The following is an 18,898-nucleotide window of genomic DNA, read 5'->3' as shown; positions in this document are numbered from 1 at the left end:
AGAGGAGCTAAATAATGGAGCACCGAATGGTACTCCATTAATCAAGATTTTAGATTCGAATACATTATTAAACTCCTGTACAAGTACCCCAGCCTACATTATAAACCCTAGGGCAGATCTCGGATGCGTCTCCTCCATCCCAGACAGTAATTGGGGGATAATTGCCACATCTACAAACCCATGCCCCATACCCCCCAGTAATCTTCTTCATTTGACTTCTTTGAAGCACTTCATCTGACGAGAGCCTCAGTATTTCTAAACTTAACTTTTTCATGTTTTTTAAATTTATAAGTTATTTATAACTCCTGACATTAAGGTCACCAAGAGAATGTGACCATTCATCGCGATAGAATATGTTTGATAACCATGAAATTGAATCAATCAATAAGGGATCATGGTCTGGTTCTCTTTAGATTTTAATGTAATCTCGATACAGTCTCTTGACAAGATTTATCAGTATGGATTAATTCAACTAAGGTACTTTTACAGAGTCCAGAAATACAGCACTCTAAGTTCTTTTTTTAAAAATCTTTTGGGGTACCATCACTCTTGGACAAAAATCCAAAAAAGAGCTTTATTCGCTTCTTGAAAAAACATGTTCACCCCTCTGACCGGTCCAAAGTGGAAGGAAATCTGAATGAGCATTTTGCGAGCAATGGCAAGCTTCCGTTCCACTGTGAGTTTAGGATCAAGAATCTCCATAAAAAAGACATTTGGGTCTTGGGATATGGCAAAGTGCTGCAGTGGAGTCCTGAGGGCGAACCCTTGGTCATGGCGGGCTGTTTCTTTGACATCTCCGAAAGGAAAAAAACAGAATCCCTTTTCCGGCAACAAAGCCAATACCTGACGACGGTGACTTTCAACCAAACACACCTGATGCGCGCCAAACTGGCCAATATCATCGGGATTTTGGAAATCATCGATCCCAAAAAACCCTCTATGGAAACATTGCACTTTCTCAAAATGATCAAAACCGAAGCCAGAAAACTGGACGAGGAATTGAGGAAAAGCATCTCCGCCTCGAGCAGCCTGCAGATTACCCCACCCCAATCCGAAAACCAGGTATTGATGATTTAGAGGTTTTTTTTAAGGATTAATCTGAAATACCTTCTTTCTCCCTACTGGTCGGCATTTCCATCATTTTAACTTCACAATACCGATTACCGGATTTTTCTCTTCAATCGTTTTGTCTTCAAATTCAAATTTTTTGATATAGTAAAAAAGGTCTTCCTTCAAGTCCAATGGCCTCAAAAACACTGGATCTCCTTCATCATCAATCAACCCTCCTCTCAGATTATATCCTCTCTTTTTTTTCTTGTCATATAAATACATAAACCGTTTGTAATCCTGATCATATTCTAAAATATAATAGGAAGGGGAATTAAATATGTTTAATAGGGCTAGTGTTTGCACACCCCATTTGTCAAATGACTGTGGCCTCTCAAAATGGAACTTGACAGCAGGCATTACCACATTGTCCTTGACCTGATACAAAGTATCCCGAATCATGTTTTCAGGTGTAAGTACTGGCATAAACATAAAAAGTCCTTCCTTAATATCGGACAACCAATATCTAAACCCATATCCTCCAACACGGATTTGATCCAAAATAACCGTCTTAAAGGGAATGGTATCTGATATCTCTAAATCATGATTAAGCTTGTAAATGTTGGTTTGGTTAGCAATTTCATCCCCAAACTCCACACCAATTTCTTCTGAAACTACCCATAAACTACCTTCCAAAATTTTTAAATAGCCAATTGGATAACCTAACTTTCTTTCTTCAATAAGCATATTGTCCGGACCATAAATCAAAAGCTTATTATATGCTGAAACATAGATCAGACCAGAGGCTTCATCAATATCCATGGAAGTAACGCTTTTGTACTCCCCAGGGCCCTCTCCCTGTCTACCTAATTGTTGAACAAAATTCCCCTCCAAATCAAAAATTGAAATACTCTTGATATCTGAAATAAATATCTTGCCCCGATGTATCTTCACTTCAAAAATATGCCCTAAAAAAACTCCGTTTTTGGTTTCTAATTGAATTCTAGCTTCTTCTTGAGACATTTCAGACAGAAGCACAGGCGCAGATGCACTGTTGGGTATTGGTATGGTCACCAGGCCAGAATCAGGGCTTTCCTTACAACCTACCATGACTAAACTTATAATTAAATAAGTGCAAATTTTTTGTGATATTTTTTTCTTTAGCATGGTTTCATAATTTTTTTTTTTGCCGTAAACCATCCTCTTAAATACCCTCCAGCAGTCTTCTTTATCTCACTTCTTCTCAAAACATCATCAGAAGTGAGCCTATGGATAAAGTTTCAATCCGAAATCGTCAGCACCACAAATCCCATCTCATCATTGATATTCTCATAAATCCAGATTTTACCATCCTTGGCAAAATGTCTGGGGAATTTCCCCGAAAAAGGTTTAGATGGTTTTTTTGTCAATTGGGGGACTAAAATTTCACCTATAAGGTTTAAGTCTTTATCCAATGCTGTCAGATAAATATTCGATTTGATGTTTTCTTCTACTTTTGATTCAGATGGAATCTCCTGAAAAGAAAAGCGGTAAAAGACCTGATTTTTTTCATCCCAAAAAGGAGGTAAAAAATTGATTTCCTGATGAAGTTTTGTGTATTCAGTCTCTACACTTTCCTCCGTCTCATGCTCTAATTTATAGGAATTCACTTTTTCATTTGCTGTAAGTTGGCTGCTGTAGGTTTTCATAAAAAGAGAATCCAATTCGGTATCATGCCACATTAGCGAACTCGTAATTTGATTGGATAGAATCACCTTTGAACCAAATTTTTCTATTTTCACTCCAATTCCGAAACCCAGGCTACTTTTTCCCATCCACAAGGTCAATCTATAATTATTCAATTTTTCAAAAGTCTGTAGTTCCTTCCTTGAAATCTCATACTCCCCCAAATCAAGTATTCCTAAGGCAGATCCACTATCCTTAATCTTTTCAATTAATACAAACATACGCTTGGCTTCAATATCAAGCACAGGACTTGATTGTATCATCTCCCCACTTTCCACAAAGTTTCCCCCTAAAGAAAAATTCTCATAATGTACGGTACTGAGTTTTTTACCATCTAAAGAAAAAAGAGTTGCCCTATCCATTCCACCAAAAATCAGTTGATTTAGGTTTTGCATCCTTATGCTACCTACGCTTGATCCTGTTCCGTTTGGCCCTTCTTTCTCAAATGGGATCTTATCCTCAAGCCGGAGGTCGTCGAGGTTGATTTTCTCAAGGGTATGGTCATGTGCATTAAAATTAAAAAGGTATTTATCGTCCATACTTTTATCTGCACTAAATAAATCATGCTCCAAAAAAATGATTTCATCTCCAGGATCAATGACAACTGTATCCAGAGAAAATTGACGGTCAGAAAAATACCCATGACCGGTATTGTCGTTTTTTTCAGAACAGGAGATAAACAAAACAAGGGCTAAAATGGAACAGTACCGCATATCTTTAATTCTTTTAAACTTTAAAATCACATCGGTTACTATAATTGATTTTTGATTGTTGAAATCCTACTTCAAAGTCATTTGATACCGATAGAAGACATTGTAATCCAATTCCGTTTTTGAAGTAGGCTTTACATATAAAATATCGTTGGCATCCATAAAATGCACCACACCAGGAACAGGGAGTTCTGAAATTGCTCCTTGGTTGCCATTTTTATCTGTCAGGATATATTTGACTTTATAATGCTTCTGCAGCGTTTCCCAATATTCAGGATCACTTTGGAAATCCTCTCCTTTTGCCCGAAATGAATCATAGATATCCTGAGGCACTTCAGTGTAAAATTCTACCAAAAAGTAATTCCCCCCGCTAATCAGTTGTGTGAATTGCGGATATAAAAAATATTCATTTTTGACATCAAAAATTAAATTCTCATTTCGCTCCGGGTGAAAAAGTGAAATTTGAGATACAGGTGAAATACCGGTGTCATCTAAATCATAAAAAAACAACTCATTGCCAACACTTGGAAGCACGGCAACTTTTTGATCGGTTTTAGAAACCTGCACATAGGAACTTTTGAATCCCACCCACTTTTGCTCCAATCTTGGCTTCCATGTTTCAGGATATAAGTTGATCCTAGTTAAACCTTCAGAATCCACATCATAGATATAACCTATTTCTGCCTTTTCATAAATCAGCGGATTTTCAGATTTTTCGGCTAAAAGCTGTTCGTCAAGCATATTCAGCTCCTGACCTAAAATCAAGGATTTGCCATCTTTTTCAAAAATTGAAAAACTTCTATTGGAATTATACATGGAAATAAAACTTAAACCTTTTGAAAGAGGTGGACTTTGGGCTATTTTTCTAAGGTCCCGATCAAAAAAGTTAAACTTATTCTCTGAAGACATTTCCTTTAATACGATTCCCTCCTTCCAAAATGCTACTTCCAAGGGCGTTTCCACTTGATTCGGACCTTCCCCTTTTGGTTCAAAACGTGAAATTATTTTTCCCTCCAGGTCTGTAATGATTAACTCCTCCATCTGTCTCTCATTGAAAAGGAGTTGCCCTGTATTCTCATTTTTGTCAGCAAGGTAAAGTTCAGATAGAGATTCTACTACCAGAGAATCCAAAAATTCAAATTCAACTTTTCCTTCAGTTGAAGTGATTTCATTACTTTTTTGTCCTGTTCCACAGGCACTAAGAGTAAGTATTAATAGAAAGTACAGGCGATTTTTGAACATGGAAATTGTCTTTTTATTTAGATGTTATTTTATTTTAAGAAAATGAAGGTATTAAATACTTAGGTCATTAAGATGCTAACCAAATTCTATTGTTCAATATCAATGACAATAAATCCCAACTCATCTGAGAAATTATGAGCTACCCAAAGCCTCCCGTCTTTGGCAAAATACTTGAATCGGTTATCGGTCAACTCCTTGATTTCCTTTTCAGAGATCAGATTAAAATCTGAATCAAAAACTGACAGAAATATGGTGGTCTGTTTCATTTCAGGGATTAAGGTTTTTATCCGCACAACTAACTCTTATTAAATGTATAATTTAATCTTCTTCCCTACAAATACGGTTAAATGACCAACTCCACATTTATCAAAAAATTGAATTGTTGTACTACCTGAAAACCAAACAATCTTCTAAACTCCCTGTTGCCCCTTCCCTAAACAAACTAATCTCTCCGTAAAAAATGGATTCACGGAATTAAAAACTTTTTTGAAAAAATATTAATATAACTCTGGTGAAATATGGTAGAAATATGCTTCGCGAAATATTTTGAAATAAGCCCTTGGCGAAATACTTTGAAATATGCTGCGCGAAATATCTTGAAATAGCTATGAGATATAGGCTATGCGATATAGATGGAAATAGGCCTCAAGTAATGCGTTCAGTTGCGAGTAGGACAAAGCCTCAAGACTTAAATTATTTCAATTGTATTTCAACTTTATTTCAATTGTATTTCAACCTTATTTCTAGAATATATCAATTAACCGGAATAAAAGTCTCCGTCACCTCCCCACAACTTAGCATCGCTTCTCCGAAATATGGGTTTTTGATTTCCTTTTCTCCACTCAGCCAAAACGCCCCTTTGTCTTTGAAGGCCATCGGGCAGTATTGCTTGTAGACGGTATTTTCCTCCACACCAAAATAAGCCACGGCCGAAATCAGGTTGTCCGAGAGTGTTTCGAAATGGGAACGCTGCACTTCCACGTCTTTGGTGCTTTGGATTTTGTCCAGACTTCCTTGGATCGGTTTCAATAATCCCATCCATACATCGTGTGATTTTTCATCCAAAAGCCCCATTTCTACCTTGGTCAAAGAGGCCTTGGATTTGGATACCGCCGATTGGGCGGAAGCAACATCGGAAGCTGTAAGGGCATTTTTGATGGTAAAATAGCTTTTTACAAATGCGGTAAGTTGTTTACGGAATTGCTCGGGGACGTCCTGATTCTGTGAAACAGCTTTGGCCTCAGGCCTCAGCATCATGCTGTATTTTCCGGAGAGTTGGGCAGCGGCATCGATCGCAAAAACCCCGTTGCTGACTACCTCATCTCCATCGCTGATGCCGGAGGTCACCATATAATCGTCACCCGAGCGCGCACCCAAAGTCACTTCGCGCATTTCAAAAGCCGGGGACTCGCTGTTGCCCACCTGCACATATACCACTGACCGCGGACCTGTCCATAGGATGGCAGACTTAGGAACCATCAGGCCCGACTTGGCTGTAGCGGACGTTTTGATCGTGGCACTGACAAACATCTCGGGCTTCAGCTGCATGCCTGTATTGACAGCTTCCGCACGGATTCCGACTGTCCTTGTTTCGGGATTCAAAGTCGGATCAATAAAAGTTACCTTTCCTGTGAATTCCTTTCCCGGGTAAGCGGCTGCCTGGAAAGTGATGTTATCACCCTTTTTGATTCCGGCCAGGTCAGATTCATACGCATCCATGATTACCCAAACCTGACTCAAATCCATGAGTTCAAACAGGACAGAACCCCTGCTGACAAATTCTCCCAAGGAGACATTCCTTGCACTCACAATACCCGAAGCGTCGGCATAGACGTCAAACTGCGTCTGAACGGCGCGGCTCTTTTCGATCTCTGCAATCTGCCCTTCTGAGATTTTCCAAAGGCGCAGTTTTTCCTTGGCAGCTTCGTACAATGCCGGTTGACGGTCTTTGATCTTGGCCACTTCCAACAGTTCTTTTTGGGCATTGACCAGATCCGGAGAATAGATGGTGGCTAATTTTTGGCCTTTGGTCACTTCCTGACCGGTAAAATTGACAAAAAGCTTGTCTATCCTTCCTGCAAAATTGGAAGTGAGGCTTTTGATCCTTTGCTCATCGGGCTGGATTTTGCCGGACAGTTGCAGTCTCGAAGCGGAAGACCCAGAGGTGACTTTGGTCGTCATGACGTTGGAAAGCGCCATGGCTTCGGGAGTCATTTCCAATTGGTATTCGTTGGTAGAACCGCTGAGTTGTGACAGCGGCACAAGGTCCATGCCGCAGATCGGGCATTTGCCGGGTTCGTTTTGTCGGATATGGGGATGCATAGGAGACACCCAGATTGTTTCCCCGTCGGAGGCAAGCGCTTCCTGATTTTCCGGTACAGGCTCTCCTCCACCTCTGATAATCCACCCGAAAATCCCTCCAAAGAGGAGACAACCTAAGATGATGATGACGATATTTTTTCTTGTATTCATGGCGTATATGATTCAATGTTCATTTTTATTTTTGCGCTTTTTTTAAAGCAACCTTTTATTCGTTTTCAAACAGGACGGAAGACGGAAGTCGGAAGACCGATGACCGATGTCGGATGACCGATGTCGGATGTCCGAAGTCGGAAGTTGGAAGACAGAAGACGGAAGTCGGATGACCGATGACCGAAGTCGGATGTCCGATGACCGATGTCGGATGTCGGATGACCGATGACCCATGACCGATGTCGGATGACCGATGTGGTTAACTTTTTAACAAGTAAGCCTCTTGTTTTGGAATTAATATCCATAAATATCTAGTATCAATTAATATCTGATTGAGCTTCTTTAAAGCCCATAATTCTACACTTAGAGATTGAACCTTACCCTCCTTTAATAACCTGTAAGGACTTCAAGCCTTGCGTAATTCAATTGCTGCTCGATCTGGGTATTGAGCAATTCCAGCCTGAAGTCCAGGAGTTCTCTTTGGATACTCAGAATCTCCTCAAACGAACTTCCGTCAGTTGCATAAGAGGTCACGGAAAGTTCCATCGTCTGTTCGGTCAGTTCAATCTGCTCTTCCAGCAAATCAAGTTTTCTCTGCGAATCTTTGAGCAGCGCAATGGCACTTTCAAATTCAGTGACCAAACTGTTTTGAAGATCTTCTTTTTGTTTGATGGCGGATTCTCTCCAATAAATCGCCTCCGTTTCCATCGACTTGTATTTTTTTCTGTAAATGGGTAGGGTCACCGTTCCCATAACCATAAACATGTTGTTGCCCATTCCGGATGGCATATATTCCATTCCATCCATTCCTCCGATCATTCCTGATTCAGGTCTTGGGGAAAAAACCATGTAATTCAAACCCGCACCCAACATCGGTCTTCCTTCCAGTTTGGCCATTTGGGCTTGTTTCCAATAGGCCTCACTTTCTTTTTCCAGCATCAGCACCATGGGATTGTTGGTCAGAATTCCTTCCAACATCAGTTCTTCCAATCCGGCAATGTTGATCGGCTCAAACTTCTCGGAAAGGTTGATTTTTTCAGTTTGTTCGACTCCCAAAAGTTGGTTGAATTTGGCGATCAAAGGTTTTTTGTTGACTTCCATCTGGATCAGTTCGCTTTGGAGGGCTTTGATCTGAACCTGGAGTCTGAGTACATCCGTCAATTTACCTGAACTGCCGGTGGCGCCCATGGCATTCATTCCTGAGGATGGACTGGATGGGGTTGTACCTGCAGCAGGACTGCCTCCTCCCATTCCCATGCCATCGGAAGAACTTCCGGAAGATTGGATCTGGACAGGTTTCCTGACGGCCGAACTTACCGATGACACCGCTTCGGAGGTATTTCCTCCCTGATACCGGATGATGGCCAACCGCTCCAGACTTTTCAGGATTTCTAGATTGGATTGGGTGATGGCAATGGTGTTTTCAAGTTGCTGCAATTGGAAATACGTCTCCTTCACCTGCAGCATCAACCTATTTCTTTCCTCTTTGAAAGCCTCGTACCTTGCCTCAGCCATCAAAGTGGCTTCATCCTTTTGGGTTTTGAGCATGCCAAACCATGGAAACATCTGCATGACAGAAGCTTCCGCCCTTTGGTTACCCATGAGCAATTCCATCGGTCTGAGAAAATACCCGACATTCAATTCCGGATCCGGCAATGAATTGGCCTGATTTACCTTCTCCAAAGAAGCTTCGTAGCCTTTAAAAGAAGCCCTTATCCCAGGGTTGTTTTCAATTGCTATTTCTAGGTAGTTATCTAGGGTTTGGGAATTTGAATGAAATAAGGTTGAAATAAGTAGAAATAAGGTTGAAATAGGTTTTAGCATCAGACCTTTATATCCTATTCTGACATTTTTGAATTGGTTCGATATTGGTTGAAATAAAGTAGAAATAAATAGAAATAAAGTTGAAATAGGTTTTAGCATCAGACCATTTTTTCTAATAATTACATCATTTTTTGATTTGGTTATTGATTGAAATAAGGTAGAAATAAATAGAAATAAGGTTGAAATAGGTTTTGGTATCAGACCATTTTTTCTAATAATTACATCATTTTTTGATTTGGTTATTGGTTGAAATAAAGTAGAAATAAATTGAAATAAGGTTAAAATAGGTTTTAGCTTCAGACCATTTTTTCTAATAATTACATCATTTTTTGATTTGGATACTGATTGAAATAAGGTAGAAATAGATAGAAATAAGGTTGAAATAGGTTTTAGCACCAATCCATTTTCTTTTTTAATAACATTTTTGATTTGATTAGAAATAGATAGAAATACGATTGATATAGGGTTGAAAAATTTTGAAATAGTAAAACCTGAGCCGTTACCACAATATCTAAATGGAAAATGATTAAAGCCTTTCATTGGTACCTCCTTTCTTTGATTCGTAAGATTTTGTTATTGTATTATTCAATTTGATTTGGAGGGGTTTATGGATTATGCAGATTTCATCCCATTCTTCAGAGGTAACTATTCCTCTTTCCAAACCCAAATCAAGCCAGTGGTCTTTTCCCTCTGATAAAGAGGCCCTAGATATAAAATAAAAGCGAACCTTTTCTAAATAATGAAATCGCCCATATCCCTCTGCAATGTTGGCTCCAACCGAATCCACAGATTCGAGCATCTGATCTCCCCAAACCTTTTTTTCTTGGTAAGAAAGTCTGCTATATATCCTCCAAGCAATCGATGAAAGTTTCCTAGCCAATTGATAAATCTCCAAATCTTTTAGAGGTATAAAACTTTTCTTTTCTTCCATATTTCATCTATTCAGAATATTTCAACCTTATTTTGCAAAGCATATTTCTACTTTATTTCACGAAGTATATTTCGCCAAAGGCATATTTCAACTCTATTTCGCGAAGCATATATCCACCTTATTTCGCCAAAGGCATATTTCACGAAGTATATTTCAACTTTATTTCGCCAAAGGCTTATTTCGCAAAGCATATTTCCACCCTATTTCACGAAGTATATTTCAACCTTATTTCCTTATACTTCCCATATAGAACCGGAACTATAAATAGTGAAATCAGCGCCACCGCCATCCCTCCAAATGCCGGAATGGCCATCGGGATCATGATGTCGGATCCCCGGCCGGAGCTGGTCAATACAGGCAACAAGGCCAATAATGTCGTAGCGGTAGTCATCAGACATGGCCTCACTCTTTTCAAGCCGGCCTCCAATACTGCCTTTCGGATTTCAGGAACTGTTGTTGGATTGATTTTTTCAAAACTCTGCGTAAGGTAGGTCCCCATCACTACTCCGTCATCTGTTGCAATCCCAAACAGGGCAATAAAACCAACCCATACCGCCACACTGAGATTGACAGTCCCCATTTGGAACAAGTCCCGCATGTTGGTTCCGAGGAAATTGAAGTCAAAAAACCAATTCTGACCGTATAACCACAGCATCATAAATCCTCCGGAAAAAGCCATCGCAATGGCAGAGAAAACCATCAGCGTCAACATGGTCGACCTAAACTGGAAATAAAGGATCAGGAAAATGGCTGCAAGACACAACGGAATGACCAAGGCAAGGCGCTTTTCGGCCCGGATCTGATTTTCATAACTGCCGGAAAAAACATATGAAACCCCGGCAGGAACCACAAGCTCACCGGTTCTTACTTTTTCATCCAGCAGGTTTTTGGCACTTTCGACCACATTGACTTCTGCATAACCATCCCTTTTGTCAAACATCACATAGCCTACCAAAAAGGTATTTTCTCCCCTGATCATCATCGGACCGGGGCGGTAGGTGATTTCTGCAATTTGACCCAATGGAATCTGAGCTCCGGTAGGGCTATTGACCGGAATTTTCTTTAACACCTCGGGGTCATCTCGGTACTCCCTTGCATATCTCGCACGGATGGCATAGCGCTCCCGTCCTTCGACCGTCGTACTTAGGGCCATTCCACCGATCGCCACCTCAATAAACTCCTGCACATCGGCGACATTCAGTCCATATCTCCCCAAAGCCACCCTGTCCAAGTCCACTTCCAGGTAGGGCTTGCCCAATGACCGGTCTGCAAAAACTGCTTCCGCTTTGACTGAAGGAACTTCCTGAAGCAGCTTTTCGAGTTCCAAGCTGAAATTCTCTATCGTCTCCAAATCAGGTCCATAGACCTTCATGCCCATAGGTGCCCGCATTCCGGTCTGCAACATCACCAACCTTGTTTCGATGGGCTGGAGTTTTGGGGCTGAGGTAACGCCGGGAATACCGGAGGTTCTGAGTTGAATCTCATCCCATATATCATCTGGCGATTGGATTTGATCCCGCCACTGGCGGAAATATTGGCCGCTTTTCTCATCCAGGATCAGGTGCTTTTGGATTTCCTTGACAATGGATTTGGTTCTATTTTCTTCCAAATAATTGAAATCTTCATCCCAGATTTTGCCCGTGACACGGTCATACCAATGGTCTTTCCCTTCAACATTTATTTGGAAAAAACCATCCTTATCGGTCTTGAATCTTAATTTTTGGGCATCTTGATCCTGGAGGTATTCGGTTTTGTAGTTGATGATATTCTCATACATCGACATCGGTGCAGGGTCAAGCGGACTTTCGGCCCTCCCTGCTTTGCCGACAACCATCTCCACTTCAGGAATCGCCTGAACCAACATATCCAATTGCTTTACGATCTGCATGTTGGCCTCCACCCCGGAATGGGGCATGGACGTTGGCATGAGCAAAAATGATCCTTCATTCAAAGCCGGCATAAATTCCTTTCCCATCCCCGGAAAAGTATGCGTCATCCCCGACCAAAGCGAAGATGTCCTGATATTCCATCCGATTTTATCAAATCCAATGGCAGAGAATTCAAAAATCTTCCCAAATCCCAACCAGATATTGGCCCCAAGGAAAATAATGAAGGCAGGTATCACAAGAAATGTTTTCGTGTTTTCTTGGCACCATTTCAAAATCGGGGCATAAAAACGGATGAAAAGTGAAAACCCGCCAAGGTTTAGCCCAATCACCAACCCGATGAAAATAAAATTGACAAAAACGGACTGACTTAGTCCCAATGGCCGCCACATTTCCGCCAACAAAACGGAAACTGCCACCACTGCAATGGCCATCGAAGCCCATTCTTTGTATTTTCCCTGCTGTGTTTTTTCAGGAAAATAGGAATGAACAAGGTTATTGATGGCAAAGGCAATCAATACCAATCCCGCCCAAGCAAAGAAAAAGAGCAGGACAAAGCCCAACAGAAGCAAGGCAAAATTGAGTATGTTTTTGTATGACTTGGATTTGACATTGGTGCCAAAAACCCAATGGGCAAAAGCCGGCATGAATACCAAGGTAAAAATCAAGGAAGCAACCAAAGCAAAAGTCTTGGTGTAGGCCAATGGCCCAAAGAGCTTTCCTTCAGCCGCCTGCAGGGTAAATACAGGCAAAAAGCTCACGATGGTAGTCATCACCGCTGTGACTATCGCCGAGGCAACTTCCGTGGTCGCTTCGTAAATGACCTGAAGTTTGGTCTTTTGACCGCCTGATTCTTCGATGTGTCTGAGAATGTTTTCATTCAGGATAATCCCGAGATCGACCATGGTCCCGATCGCAATGGCGATTCCTGATAGCGCTACGATATTGGCATCCACCTCAAAATACTTCATCATAATGAAGCACATCAATACCGCCAAAGGCAATAAAGCGGAAATAAGAAGCGAAGCTCTCAGGTTGAAAACCATCACCATGATCACAATGATCGTGATGAGTATCTGCAGGACAATGGCTTCGTTGAGGGTATAAAGCGTCTCTTTGATCAGACCTGAACGGTCATAAAAAGGCACAATGGTGACTTTGGAAACTGTCCCGTCGGCCAAGGTTTTGCTTGGCAATCCCGGAGTGATTTCTTCGATTTTGGCTTTTACAGCGTCGATTACCTGAAGTGGATTATCGCCATATCGGGCCACAACCACACCCCCTACTGCTTCAGCGCCGCCTTTATCCAAGATCGCCCTTTCTGCCCTACTTGCCGGACCAATGTTAACCTTCGCAATGTCCTTGATCCTAAGGGGGACGTTGTTGCTTACCTTCACTACCGCCAATTCGATGTCTTCCAAGGATTTGACATATCCCAATCCACGGACGATGTACTCCACTTGGTTGATTTCCATGGTATTGGCACCGATATCCAGGTTGGATTGCTTGATGGCATTCATCACTTCCATCATGGTGACATTGTGGGCTTTCAAAGCCACCGGATCCAGGTCAACCTGATATTCTTTGACATGTCCGCCAATGGTAGCGACCTCGGCCACACCTGCTGTCCCGGCAAGTCCATACTTTACATAAAAATCCTGAATACTTCTCAGTTCATTCAAATCCCAACCTCCGACAGGATTTCCCTTTTCGTCCCGTCCTTCCAAAGTGTAAAAATAAACCTGACCCAAACCTGTGGCATCCGGTCCCAACTTGGGCTGCACACTTTCAGGCAATAATCCTGAAGGCAGGGAGTTGAGCTTCTCCAATATCCTTGATCGGCTCCAATAGAATTCGATATCTTCTTCAAAAATGATGTAGATAGAAGAAAACCCAAACATGGAAGTGCTTCGGATAGTCTTCACACCTGGCATACCCAAAAGGGAAGTGGTCAGAGGATATGTAATCTGATCCTCCACATCTTGGGGCGAGCGTCCCATCCATTCGGTAAAAACAATCTGTTGGTTTTCTCCGATATCAGGAATCGCATCCACAGGAACAGGGTCATTGGGAAGGAAACCGGTATTCCAGTTGAACGGAGCGACGACAATTCCCCAAAGGACTATGAGTACCAAAAGGATCACCGTGACCAGTTTGTTTTCAAGAAAGAATTTGATGATACTGTTTAACATGATCTTTATTTTGTAAAGGATGCTGTAATGAAATTCGGTTTGAAGAAAAGGTTGAAGTTCCTGAAAGCCAACAATTTAGTAAGACATTTTAGGAATAACCCAATTCAGAAAACACTTATCTTATTCAAAGGGAATCGAAATGCAGGAAAGGGAGAAGTCAAAAACCTGGAAACAGACGAAAAATCGTTTCAAAACAGGAAATCTCCAAAAAGAGATCAGATCAAAAAAACTTGATTGGTAATGAAAATAGGAGTTTTTGGGAGAAATGGCGGAGAAGAATCCGCAAATTCTAAAATAGTTTCTTCAATGAATTTGCTGCTGATAAATTCAAAAAATCCAACTTCGATAACCGAGAGTAAATTTAATTCAGGATGAAAATTCAAAATGTCTATTTGCTGCTCGTCGGTATTTGGGAGCTCTAAATTGGATACATCATCACAACATCCAGGCATGGGTTCCTGAGATGCGCAGCAGGATTTTGATTCCCCATAAAGATTGATCAACTGAAAATCATCTCCACAAAAATGCATGGAATAGCCCAAACCTGCGTTGAAAAACACATAGAAAACAAGGAGTGCTATTTTGATAAATTGCTTCACAGGAGAGATTTACGGTTCAAAGGTAATCAGGTTTTACAATTTAAAGTTATAAAATTTTTGATAGGATTAATACCTCGGAAGCAGTGGAGCACTTTTATCGGCTCTACTTTAGAAAATCGAGAATTCAATATGACTGTTTTGCTTATTGGAGTAAGCAATTTTTAATACTTTTTGCTTATTGTGGTAAGCAATTCATACTCCACGAAAATCAAATCCAATCAAAATTCTCTTTCATAATCCTGTTTTTCTCTTCTTTGATATACTCAAGATAGGACTCAGCGACCGGGGAGAATTTTTTATTTTTGAGATAAATGAGATTCCAATTCGTCACGATCGGAAGCCCATCCACCGGTATGATCTTTAAATCGCCGTTTTTGAGTTCGTTTTTGATCCCGATAAGCGGCATGATCGAGCAACCCAAACCTGCAATGACTGCCTGTTTGACAGCTTCATTGGAGGTCAGTTCGAGTTTTTTGGTTACAGGGACGTTGTTACTTCGGAGATACCGCTCCATCGTCAGTCGTGTACCTGATCCTACTTCTCTGTAAATCAATGTTAAATGTTCGAAAATCTGTTTTCCTGAGGCAGGACCCGGAATTTCAAAATCTTTTCCAGCAACCAAAAGCAGTTTGTTTTCCATCAATTCAACAGTTTCAATCTGAAGTGCCTCAGGCAAAATGGAAACAAGCGCAAAATCAATTTCATTTTCGTCCAAACTGTTGACCACCATGGCTTTGTTGGTCACGTCGAGTTTGAGTTCAATACCCGGATTTTTTCGGATAAAGTCGCCTAGAAAATACGGCATCACATATTTTCCGGTTGAAACCACAGAGATTTTCAATCTCCCTGTAAGTTGGCCTTTAAATGCCATCGTCTTGTAATTTATGGCATTGACCTGATCGACTATCCGCTCGGCGGCAATGGCTATTTCCTTACCAAAGTCCGTCACATAAAGCTTCCTTCCGACCACTTCGGTCAAAGGAATTTCAAATTGATCTTGAAAATTCTTGAGCTGAATAGAAACCGCCGGCTGGGTAAGATGGAGTTCCTCTGCTGCTTTGGTGATGCTTTCGGTCTGAGAAACCTTAAGAAAAACCTGTAATTGGTGGAGTGTATAATGCATAAATTATTTTAATGTATTTTATTATAAATATAAATAAAAATATATGATATATACTCGGGATTTTTGCAAAAGGTTTCAAAAATTCAAAAAGAAATATGTCAAAAAAACTCTTTTTACTCTGCCCGCTGATTCACGGGGAGATTTATCTAAAAGAAAGGTTTGGGAATGAATCATTTTTTTTGACTGCATTGGGTTCTGTTTTTGACTTCCACAACATGGCTTATGCTGACTCTCTGATCCACCTTCTTCTCCAAGAGGACATCACCGAAATCTTTCATGTCCATGATATTGAATCCCCGTTTCTCAGGTCGGTTGTGGACGATGAAGTTACTTTTGGATCCGGTCAAAATCAATTTTTATCCTCCATATTTAAAGAAAACCACAGTGAAATCGTCCAAGAGCCGAATAAAATCGCTTCACTTGCACTATTCCACATGAAGCATCAAGCCAACCTGATTCTTCAGCATCCAAGATTATCCTCCCTCATCATAGAAAACAAAATTGCCTTGCAGGGCCTTCTTTCCCAAATATCGAAAAGAAAATCAATTCAATTTGATCTAACAATGGCATTTCAGAAGTTATGAATCTTCAATTATTGATTGACAATTTCACCAATCCCGCATTGTTGTTTTTTGTTTTGGGGATCATCGCAGTCAGGGTCAAAAGTGATCTTGAAATCCCCCAAAATTCCTCCAAATTTATCTCCCTATACCTATTATTTGCCATTGGATTCAAGGGTGGGCAAGAACTTGCCCACTCGGAGTTCAATATGGGTATAGTTTGGGCTGTCCTATTTGGGATTACTGCCGCAAGTCTGATCCCGCTTTATACTTTTTTTATTTTGAAAAGGAAACTGAGTATCGAAAACTCCGGCGCAATTGCGGCTGCTTACGGGTCGGTTTCGGCAGTGACATTTGTGACCGCGGTATCATTTCTTGAAATCCAACAACAGCCTTTTAGCGGACATATGGTTGCGATTATGGCCTTGATGGAAGCGCCTGCTATTATTATAGGCGTCCTTTTGGTAAAATCCTTTGGTGAAACCAATGCCATGAAAATGCGGAAAGTAGTGAGTCATTCCTTTACCAACGGTTCTGTTTTGCTCATTTTGGGGAGTCTTGTGATCGGTTTTTTGGCAAGTGAAAAGGAAGCAGAAGGAATCAAGCCATTCACCACCGATATTTTCAAAGGTTTCTTGTCGATTTTCCTTTTGGATATGGGGATTACAAGCGGAAAAAAATTAAAGGACTTTTTTGACTCAGGAAAATTTACTGCGGTGTTTGCGGTGTTGGTTCCCCTGATCAACGGTTGTTTGGTAGCTTACCTGAGCGGATTTATTACCGCTGAAATCGGAGACAGGTTCATGTTTGCCATTTTGGCTGCATCTGCCTCTTACATCGCCGTTCCCGCTGCCATGAAAATCGCCGTTCCAAAAGCCAATCCGGGAATTTTCCTCCCGATGGCCTTGGCAATTACTTTTCCATTCAACATCACTTTAGGATTTCCTTTGTACTATATGGTGGCTTGCCTGTAATTATTAAAAAAAATCATTGCAGATGTTTGGGCTATTCTTAGTTTTAGATAACTTCGCCTGTCACCCTAAGTTTATCTATCTCATGAAAAAATCAATCCAAAAAAGCAGCACGCTATTACTATGTCTTTTTTTCAGTTTCCAAACCCATGCTCAGATCGAATTTGACATCCAGGAAGCAGCAAAAGCCTACTACAGTGCCAAAATGTGCGATGATTACCAGACACTTTTGGGATTTACATATCCTGACGTAGTCGAAAAAGCAGGAGGATCGGAAAACGTCATCAAAGCCTTGGAACTGATCCATGAAACCCAAAGGAAAAAGGGGTTTGTGTTGCAGGAATTCAAAAGTAAACCACATACCCAATTGACAGAAACCGGTGAGGAAACCCATGCCATCGTGCCTGTAACTACGGTTTCGAAAGTTCCCGGAGGCAAGGTCATTACTGAAGGCCATATCATTGTCGTCGGAACAGAAAAAAATACCAGGTGGTATATCATTGAAACCACTTCCCTTGATGACGGAAATGTCAATAAGGTTTTGGCAAGTTGGGACAATACCATGCTGATTCCTTTCAAGAAAGCACCGGTTTTTAGGGAGGATAAGTAATTGAATAAAACAAAAAACACCCAATTCAGGGTGTTTTTTGCTTTTACATGTTCCTAATTTTCCACTTTGCTTTCAGATAGCCCCAAATCACTTTGGGGCTCATCCTTTTTTTCCTCTTGAGGCTTCCATCATGTCCCACAATTCTTGGGGGATGGCGTCTAAGTTATTGAATTCACCTGCTCCCATCAGCCATTCTCCTCCATCGATGGTGATGACTTCGCCATTGACATAGGATGAAAAATCCGAAACGAGATAAGCGGCAATATTGGCAAGCTCCTGATGGTCTCCTACCCTTCCGACAGGTACTTTTTTGGCAGGGTCAAATTTCTTTACCAAATCTCCCGGAAGCAACCTACTCCAAGCTCCTTCTGTAGGAAATGGCCCCGGTGCAATGGCATTGGATCTGATTTTGTATTTTGCCCATTCCACTGCAAGAGATCGGGTCATCGCCAAAACCCCTGCTTTTGCAGCAGCACTTGGGACTACATATCCCGATCCTGTCCAAGCATAGGTGGTTACAATATTCAGGAATGTTCCGGCCTGCTTTTCTTTGATCCAATATTTTCCCGCTGTCAAAGTCACATTGGAAGTTCCTTTGAGCACAATATCAAGGACAGTGTTGAAAGCATTGGAAGAAAGTCTTTCGGTGGGACTGATGAAATTGCCGGCGGCATTGTTGAGCACAACATCCACTTTTCCGAAATGGGCGACAGCGTCAGCCCACATTTTTTCGACCTGATCGATTTCTCTCACATCACATGCTAGTGGCAGGACTTTTCCGCCAGTAGCGGATTCCATTTCTTTGGCAGTGTTTTGGAGAACATCCAATTTTCTGCTTGTAATAATAAGGTTGGCTCCGAGTTTCAAAAAATAAAGCCCCATGGATTTTCCAAGGCCTGTACCGCCTCCGGTCACGAGGATGGTTTTTCCTTTCAAAGCGCCATCTTTAAGCATTCCTTCTGTATAAGACATATTATTTTGGGATTAATGACCGTTGAAGATAGGG

Annotated in this window: 16 protein-coding genes; 4 read left to right on the top strand and 12 right to left on the bottom strand. The window is 41.1% G+C overall.

Features of this window, described 5'->3' with window-relative positions:
- Nucleotides 1–67: 67 nt before the first annotated feature.
- Nucleotides 68–274, bottom strand: coding sequence for a hypothetical protein (locus tag DQW11_RS19950; RefSeq protein ID WP_113925882.1), 207 nt, complete (start codon nt 272–274; stop codon nt 68–70).
- Between the two features lie 311 nt (nt 275–585).
- Here DQW11_RS19950 and DQW11_RS19945 point away from each other — a divergent pair, with 311 nt between their 5' ends.
- A complete protein-coding gene (locus DQW11_RS19945; protein ID WP_232826808.1) occupies nt 586–1,077 on the top strand; it encodes a PAS domain-containing protein in 492 nt (163 codons plus the stop codon).
- A 60-nt stretch (nt 1,078–1,137) separates the two neighbouring features.
- On the opposite strand, the gene DQW11_RS19940 is transcribed toward DQW11_RS19945, so the two are convergent.
- From DQW11_RS19940 to DQW11_RS19885, 10 genes are all read right to left on the bottom strand, one after another.
- Complete coding sequence (locus DQW11_RS19940; RefSeq protein ID WP_113925991.1) at nt 1,138–2,214, bottom strand: 6-bladed beta-propeller; 1,077 nt, start codon at nt 2,212–2,214, stop codon at nt 1,138–1,140.
- Nucleotides 2,215–2,327: 113 nt separating this feature from the next.
- Nucleotides 2,328–3,485, bottom strand: a complete 1,158-nt coding sequence (locus DQW11_RS19935; RefSeq protein WP_113925880.1) for a DUF4221 family protein — start codon at nt 3,483–3,485, stop codon at nt 2,328–2,330.
- Between the two features lie 66 nt (nt 3,486–3,551).
- Nucleotides 3,552–4,724 (bottom strand): hypothetical protein, encoded by a 1,173-nt coding sequence (locus DQW11_RS19930; RefSeq protein WP_113925879.1) that lies wholly within the window; start codon nt 4,722–4,724, stop codon nt 3,552–3,554.
- Between the two features lie 86 nt (nt 4,725–4,810).
- Nucleotides 4,811–4,990, bottom strand: coding sequence for a hypothetical protein (locus DQW11_RS19925; RefSeq protein WP_157966159.1), 180 nt, complete (start codon nt 4,988–4,990; stop codon nt 4,811–4,813).
- Nucleotides 4,991–5,477: 487 nt separating this feature from the next.
- Nucleotides 5,478–7,196 (bottom strand): efflux RND transporter periplasmic adaptor subunit, encoded by a 1,719-nt coding sequence (locus DQW11_RS19920; RefSeq protein WP_113925877.1) that lies wholly within the window; start codon nt 7,194–7,196, stop codon nt 5,478–5,480.
- A gap of 387 nt (nt 7,197–7,583) precedes the next feature.
- Nucleotides 7,584–9,020, bottom strand: a complete 1,437-nt coding sequence (locus DQW11_RS19910; RefSeq protein WP_232826807.1) for a TolC family protein — start codon at nt 9,018–9,020, stop codon at nt 7,584–7,586.
- 526 nt (nt 9,021–9,546) lie between these two features.
- Nucleotides 9,547–9,951, bottom strand: coding sequence for a four helix bundle protein (locus DQW11_RS19905; protein WP_113925875.1), 405 nt, complete (start codon nt 9,949–9,951; stop codon nt 9,547–9,549).
- A gap of 205 nt (nt 9,952–10,156) precedes the next feature.
- Nucleotides 10,157–14,029, bottom strand: coding sequence for an efflux RND transporter permease subunit (locus tag DQW11_RS19900; RefSeq protein ID WP_113925874.1), 3,873 nt, complete (start codon nt 14,027–14,029; stop codon nt 10,157–10,159).
- 215 nt (nt 14,030–14,244) lie between these two features.
- On the bottom strand, nt 14,245–14,628 hold the full coding sequence (locus tag DQW11_RS19890) for an HYC_CC_PP family protein (RefSeq protein ID WP_113925872.1): 384 nt from the start codon (nt 14,626–14,628) through the stop codon (nt 14,245–14,247).
- A gap of 208 nt (nt 14,629–14,836) precedes the next feature.
- Complete coding sequence (locus DQW11_RS19885) at nt 14,837–15,751, bottom strand: LysR family transcriptional regulator (protein WP_113925871.1); 915 nt, start codon at nt 15,749–15,751, stop codon at nt 14,837–14,839.
- Nucleotides 15,752–15,846: 95 nt separating this feature from the next.
- Between DQW11_RS19885 and DQW11_RS19880 the strand changes: the two genes are divergently transcribed.
- From DQW11_RS19880 to DQW11_RS19870, 3 genes are all read left to right on the top strand, one after another.
- Nucleotides 15,847–16,335 carry a hypothetical protein gene (locus DQW11_RS19880; protein ID WP_113925870.1) on the top strand — a complete coding sequence of 163 codons (489 nt, stop codon included), beginning with the start codon at nt 15,847–15,849 and terminating at the stop codon, nt 16,333–16,335.
- Complete coding sequence (locus tag DQW11_RS19875; protein ID WP_113925869.1) at nt 16,332–17,285, top strand: sodium-dependent bicarbonate transport family permease; 954 nt, start codon at nt 16,332–16,334, stop codon at nt 17,283–17,285. The genes DQW11_RS19880 and DQW11_RS19875 overlap by 4 nt, the downstream gene beginning before the upstream one ends.
- A gap of 82 nt (nt 17,286–17,367) precedes the next feature.
- Entirely contained in the window at nt 17,368–17,892 is a 525-nt protein-coding gene (locus DQW11_RS19870) for a hypothetical protein (RefSeq protein ID WP_113925868.1), read from the top strand.
- Nucleotides 17,893–17,991: 99 nt separating this feature from the next.
- Here the strand turns inward: DQW11_RS19870 and DQW11_RS19865 are convergent, their stop codons facing one another.
- The gene (locus DQW11_RS19865) at nt 17,992–18,864 is read right to left on the bottom strand and encodes an SDR family oxidoreductase (RefSeq protein WP_113925867.1); all 873 of its coding nucleotides are present in this window, start codon (nt 18,862–18,864) and stop codon (nt 17,992–17,994) included.
- Between the last annotated feature and the right edge of the window lie 34 nt (nt 18,865–18,898).

The sequence above is a fragment of the Cognataquiflexum aquatile genome (genome assembly GCF_003316845.1).
GTDB lineage: Bacteria > Bacteroidota > Bacteroidia > Cytophagales > Cyclobacteriaceae > Cognataquiflexum > Cognataquiflexum aquatile.
Note: the sequence above shows the minus strand (reverse complement) of the source record. Positions and strands in the feature narration are given on the sequence as shown.

What these genes read in the sequence shown, in the direction of transcription:
- DQW11_RS19950 (WP_113925882.1), bottom strand. Translation starts at nt 274, where the DNA reads ATGAAAAAGTTAAGTTTAGAAATACTGAGGCTCTCGTCAGATGAAGTG.
- DQW11_RS19940 (WP_113925991.1), bottom strand. Translation starts at nt 2,214, where the DNA reads ATGCTAAAGAAAAAAATATCACAAAAAATTTGCACTTATTTAATTATA.
- DQW11_RS19935 (WP_113925880.1), bottom strand. Translation starts at nt 3,485, where the DNA reads ATGCGGTACTGTTCCATTTTAGCCCTTGTTTTGTTTATCTCCTGTTCT.
- DQW11_RS19930 (WP_113925879.1), bottom strand. Translation starts at nt 4,724, where the DNA reads ATGTTCAAAAATCGCCTGTACTTTCTATTAATACTTACTCTTAGTGCC.
- DQW11_RS19925 (WP_157966159.1), bottom strand. Translation starts at nt 4,990, where the DNA reads ATGAAACAGACCACCATATTTCTGTCAGTTTTTGATTCAGATTTTAAT.
- DQW11_RS19920 (WP_113925877.1), bottom strand. Translation starts at nt 7,196, where the DNA reads ATGAATACAAGAAAAAATATCGTCATCATCATCTTAGGTTGTCTCCTC.
- DQW11_RS19910 (WP_232826807.1), bottom strand. Translation starts at nt 9,020, where the DNA reads ATGCTAAAACCTATTTCAACCTTATTTCTACTTATTTCAACCTTATTT.
- DQW11_RS19905 (WP_113925875.1), bottom strand. Translation starts at nt 9,951, where the DNA reads ATGGAAGAAAAGAAAAGTTTTATACCTCTAAAAGATTTGGAGATTTAT.
- DQW11_RS19900 (WP_113925874.1), bottom strand. Translation starts at nt 14,029, where the DNA reads ATGTTAAACAGTATCATCAAATTCTTTCTTGAAAACAAACTGGTCACG.
- DQW11_RS19885 (WP_113925871.1), bottom strand. Translation starts at nt 15,751, where the DNA reads ATGCATTATACACTCCACCAATTACAGGTTTTTCTTAAGGTTTCTCAG.
- DQW11_RS19880 (WP_113925870.1), top strand. Translation starts at nt 15,847, where the DNA reads ATGTCAAAAAAACTCTTTTTACTCTGCCCGCTGATTCACGGGGAGATT.
- DQW11_RS19875 (WP_113925869.1), top strand. Translation starts at nt 16,332, where the DNA reads ATGAATCTTCAATTATTGATTGACAATTTCACCAATCCCGCATTGTTG.
- DQW11_RS19870 (WP_113925868.1), top strand. Translation starts at nt 17,368, where the DNA reads ATGAAAAAATCAATCCAAAAAAGCAGCACGCTATTACTATGTCTTTTT.
- DQW11_RS19865 (WP_113925867.1), bottom strand. Translation starts at nt 18,864, where the DNA reads ATGTCTTATACAGAAGGAATGCTTAAAGATGGCGCTTTGAAAGGAAAA.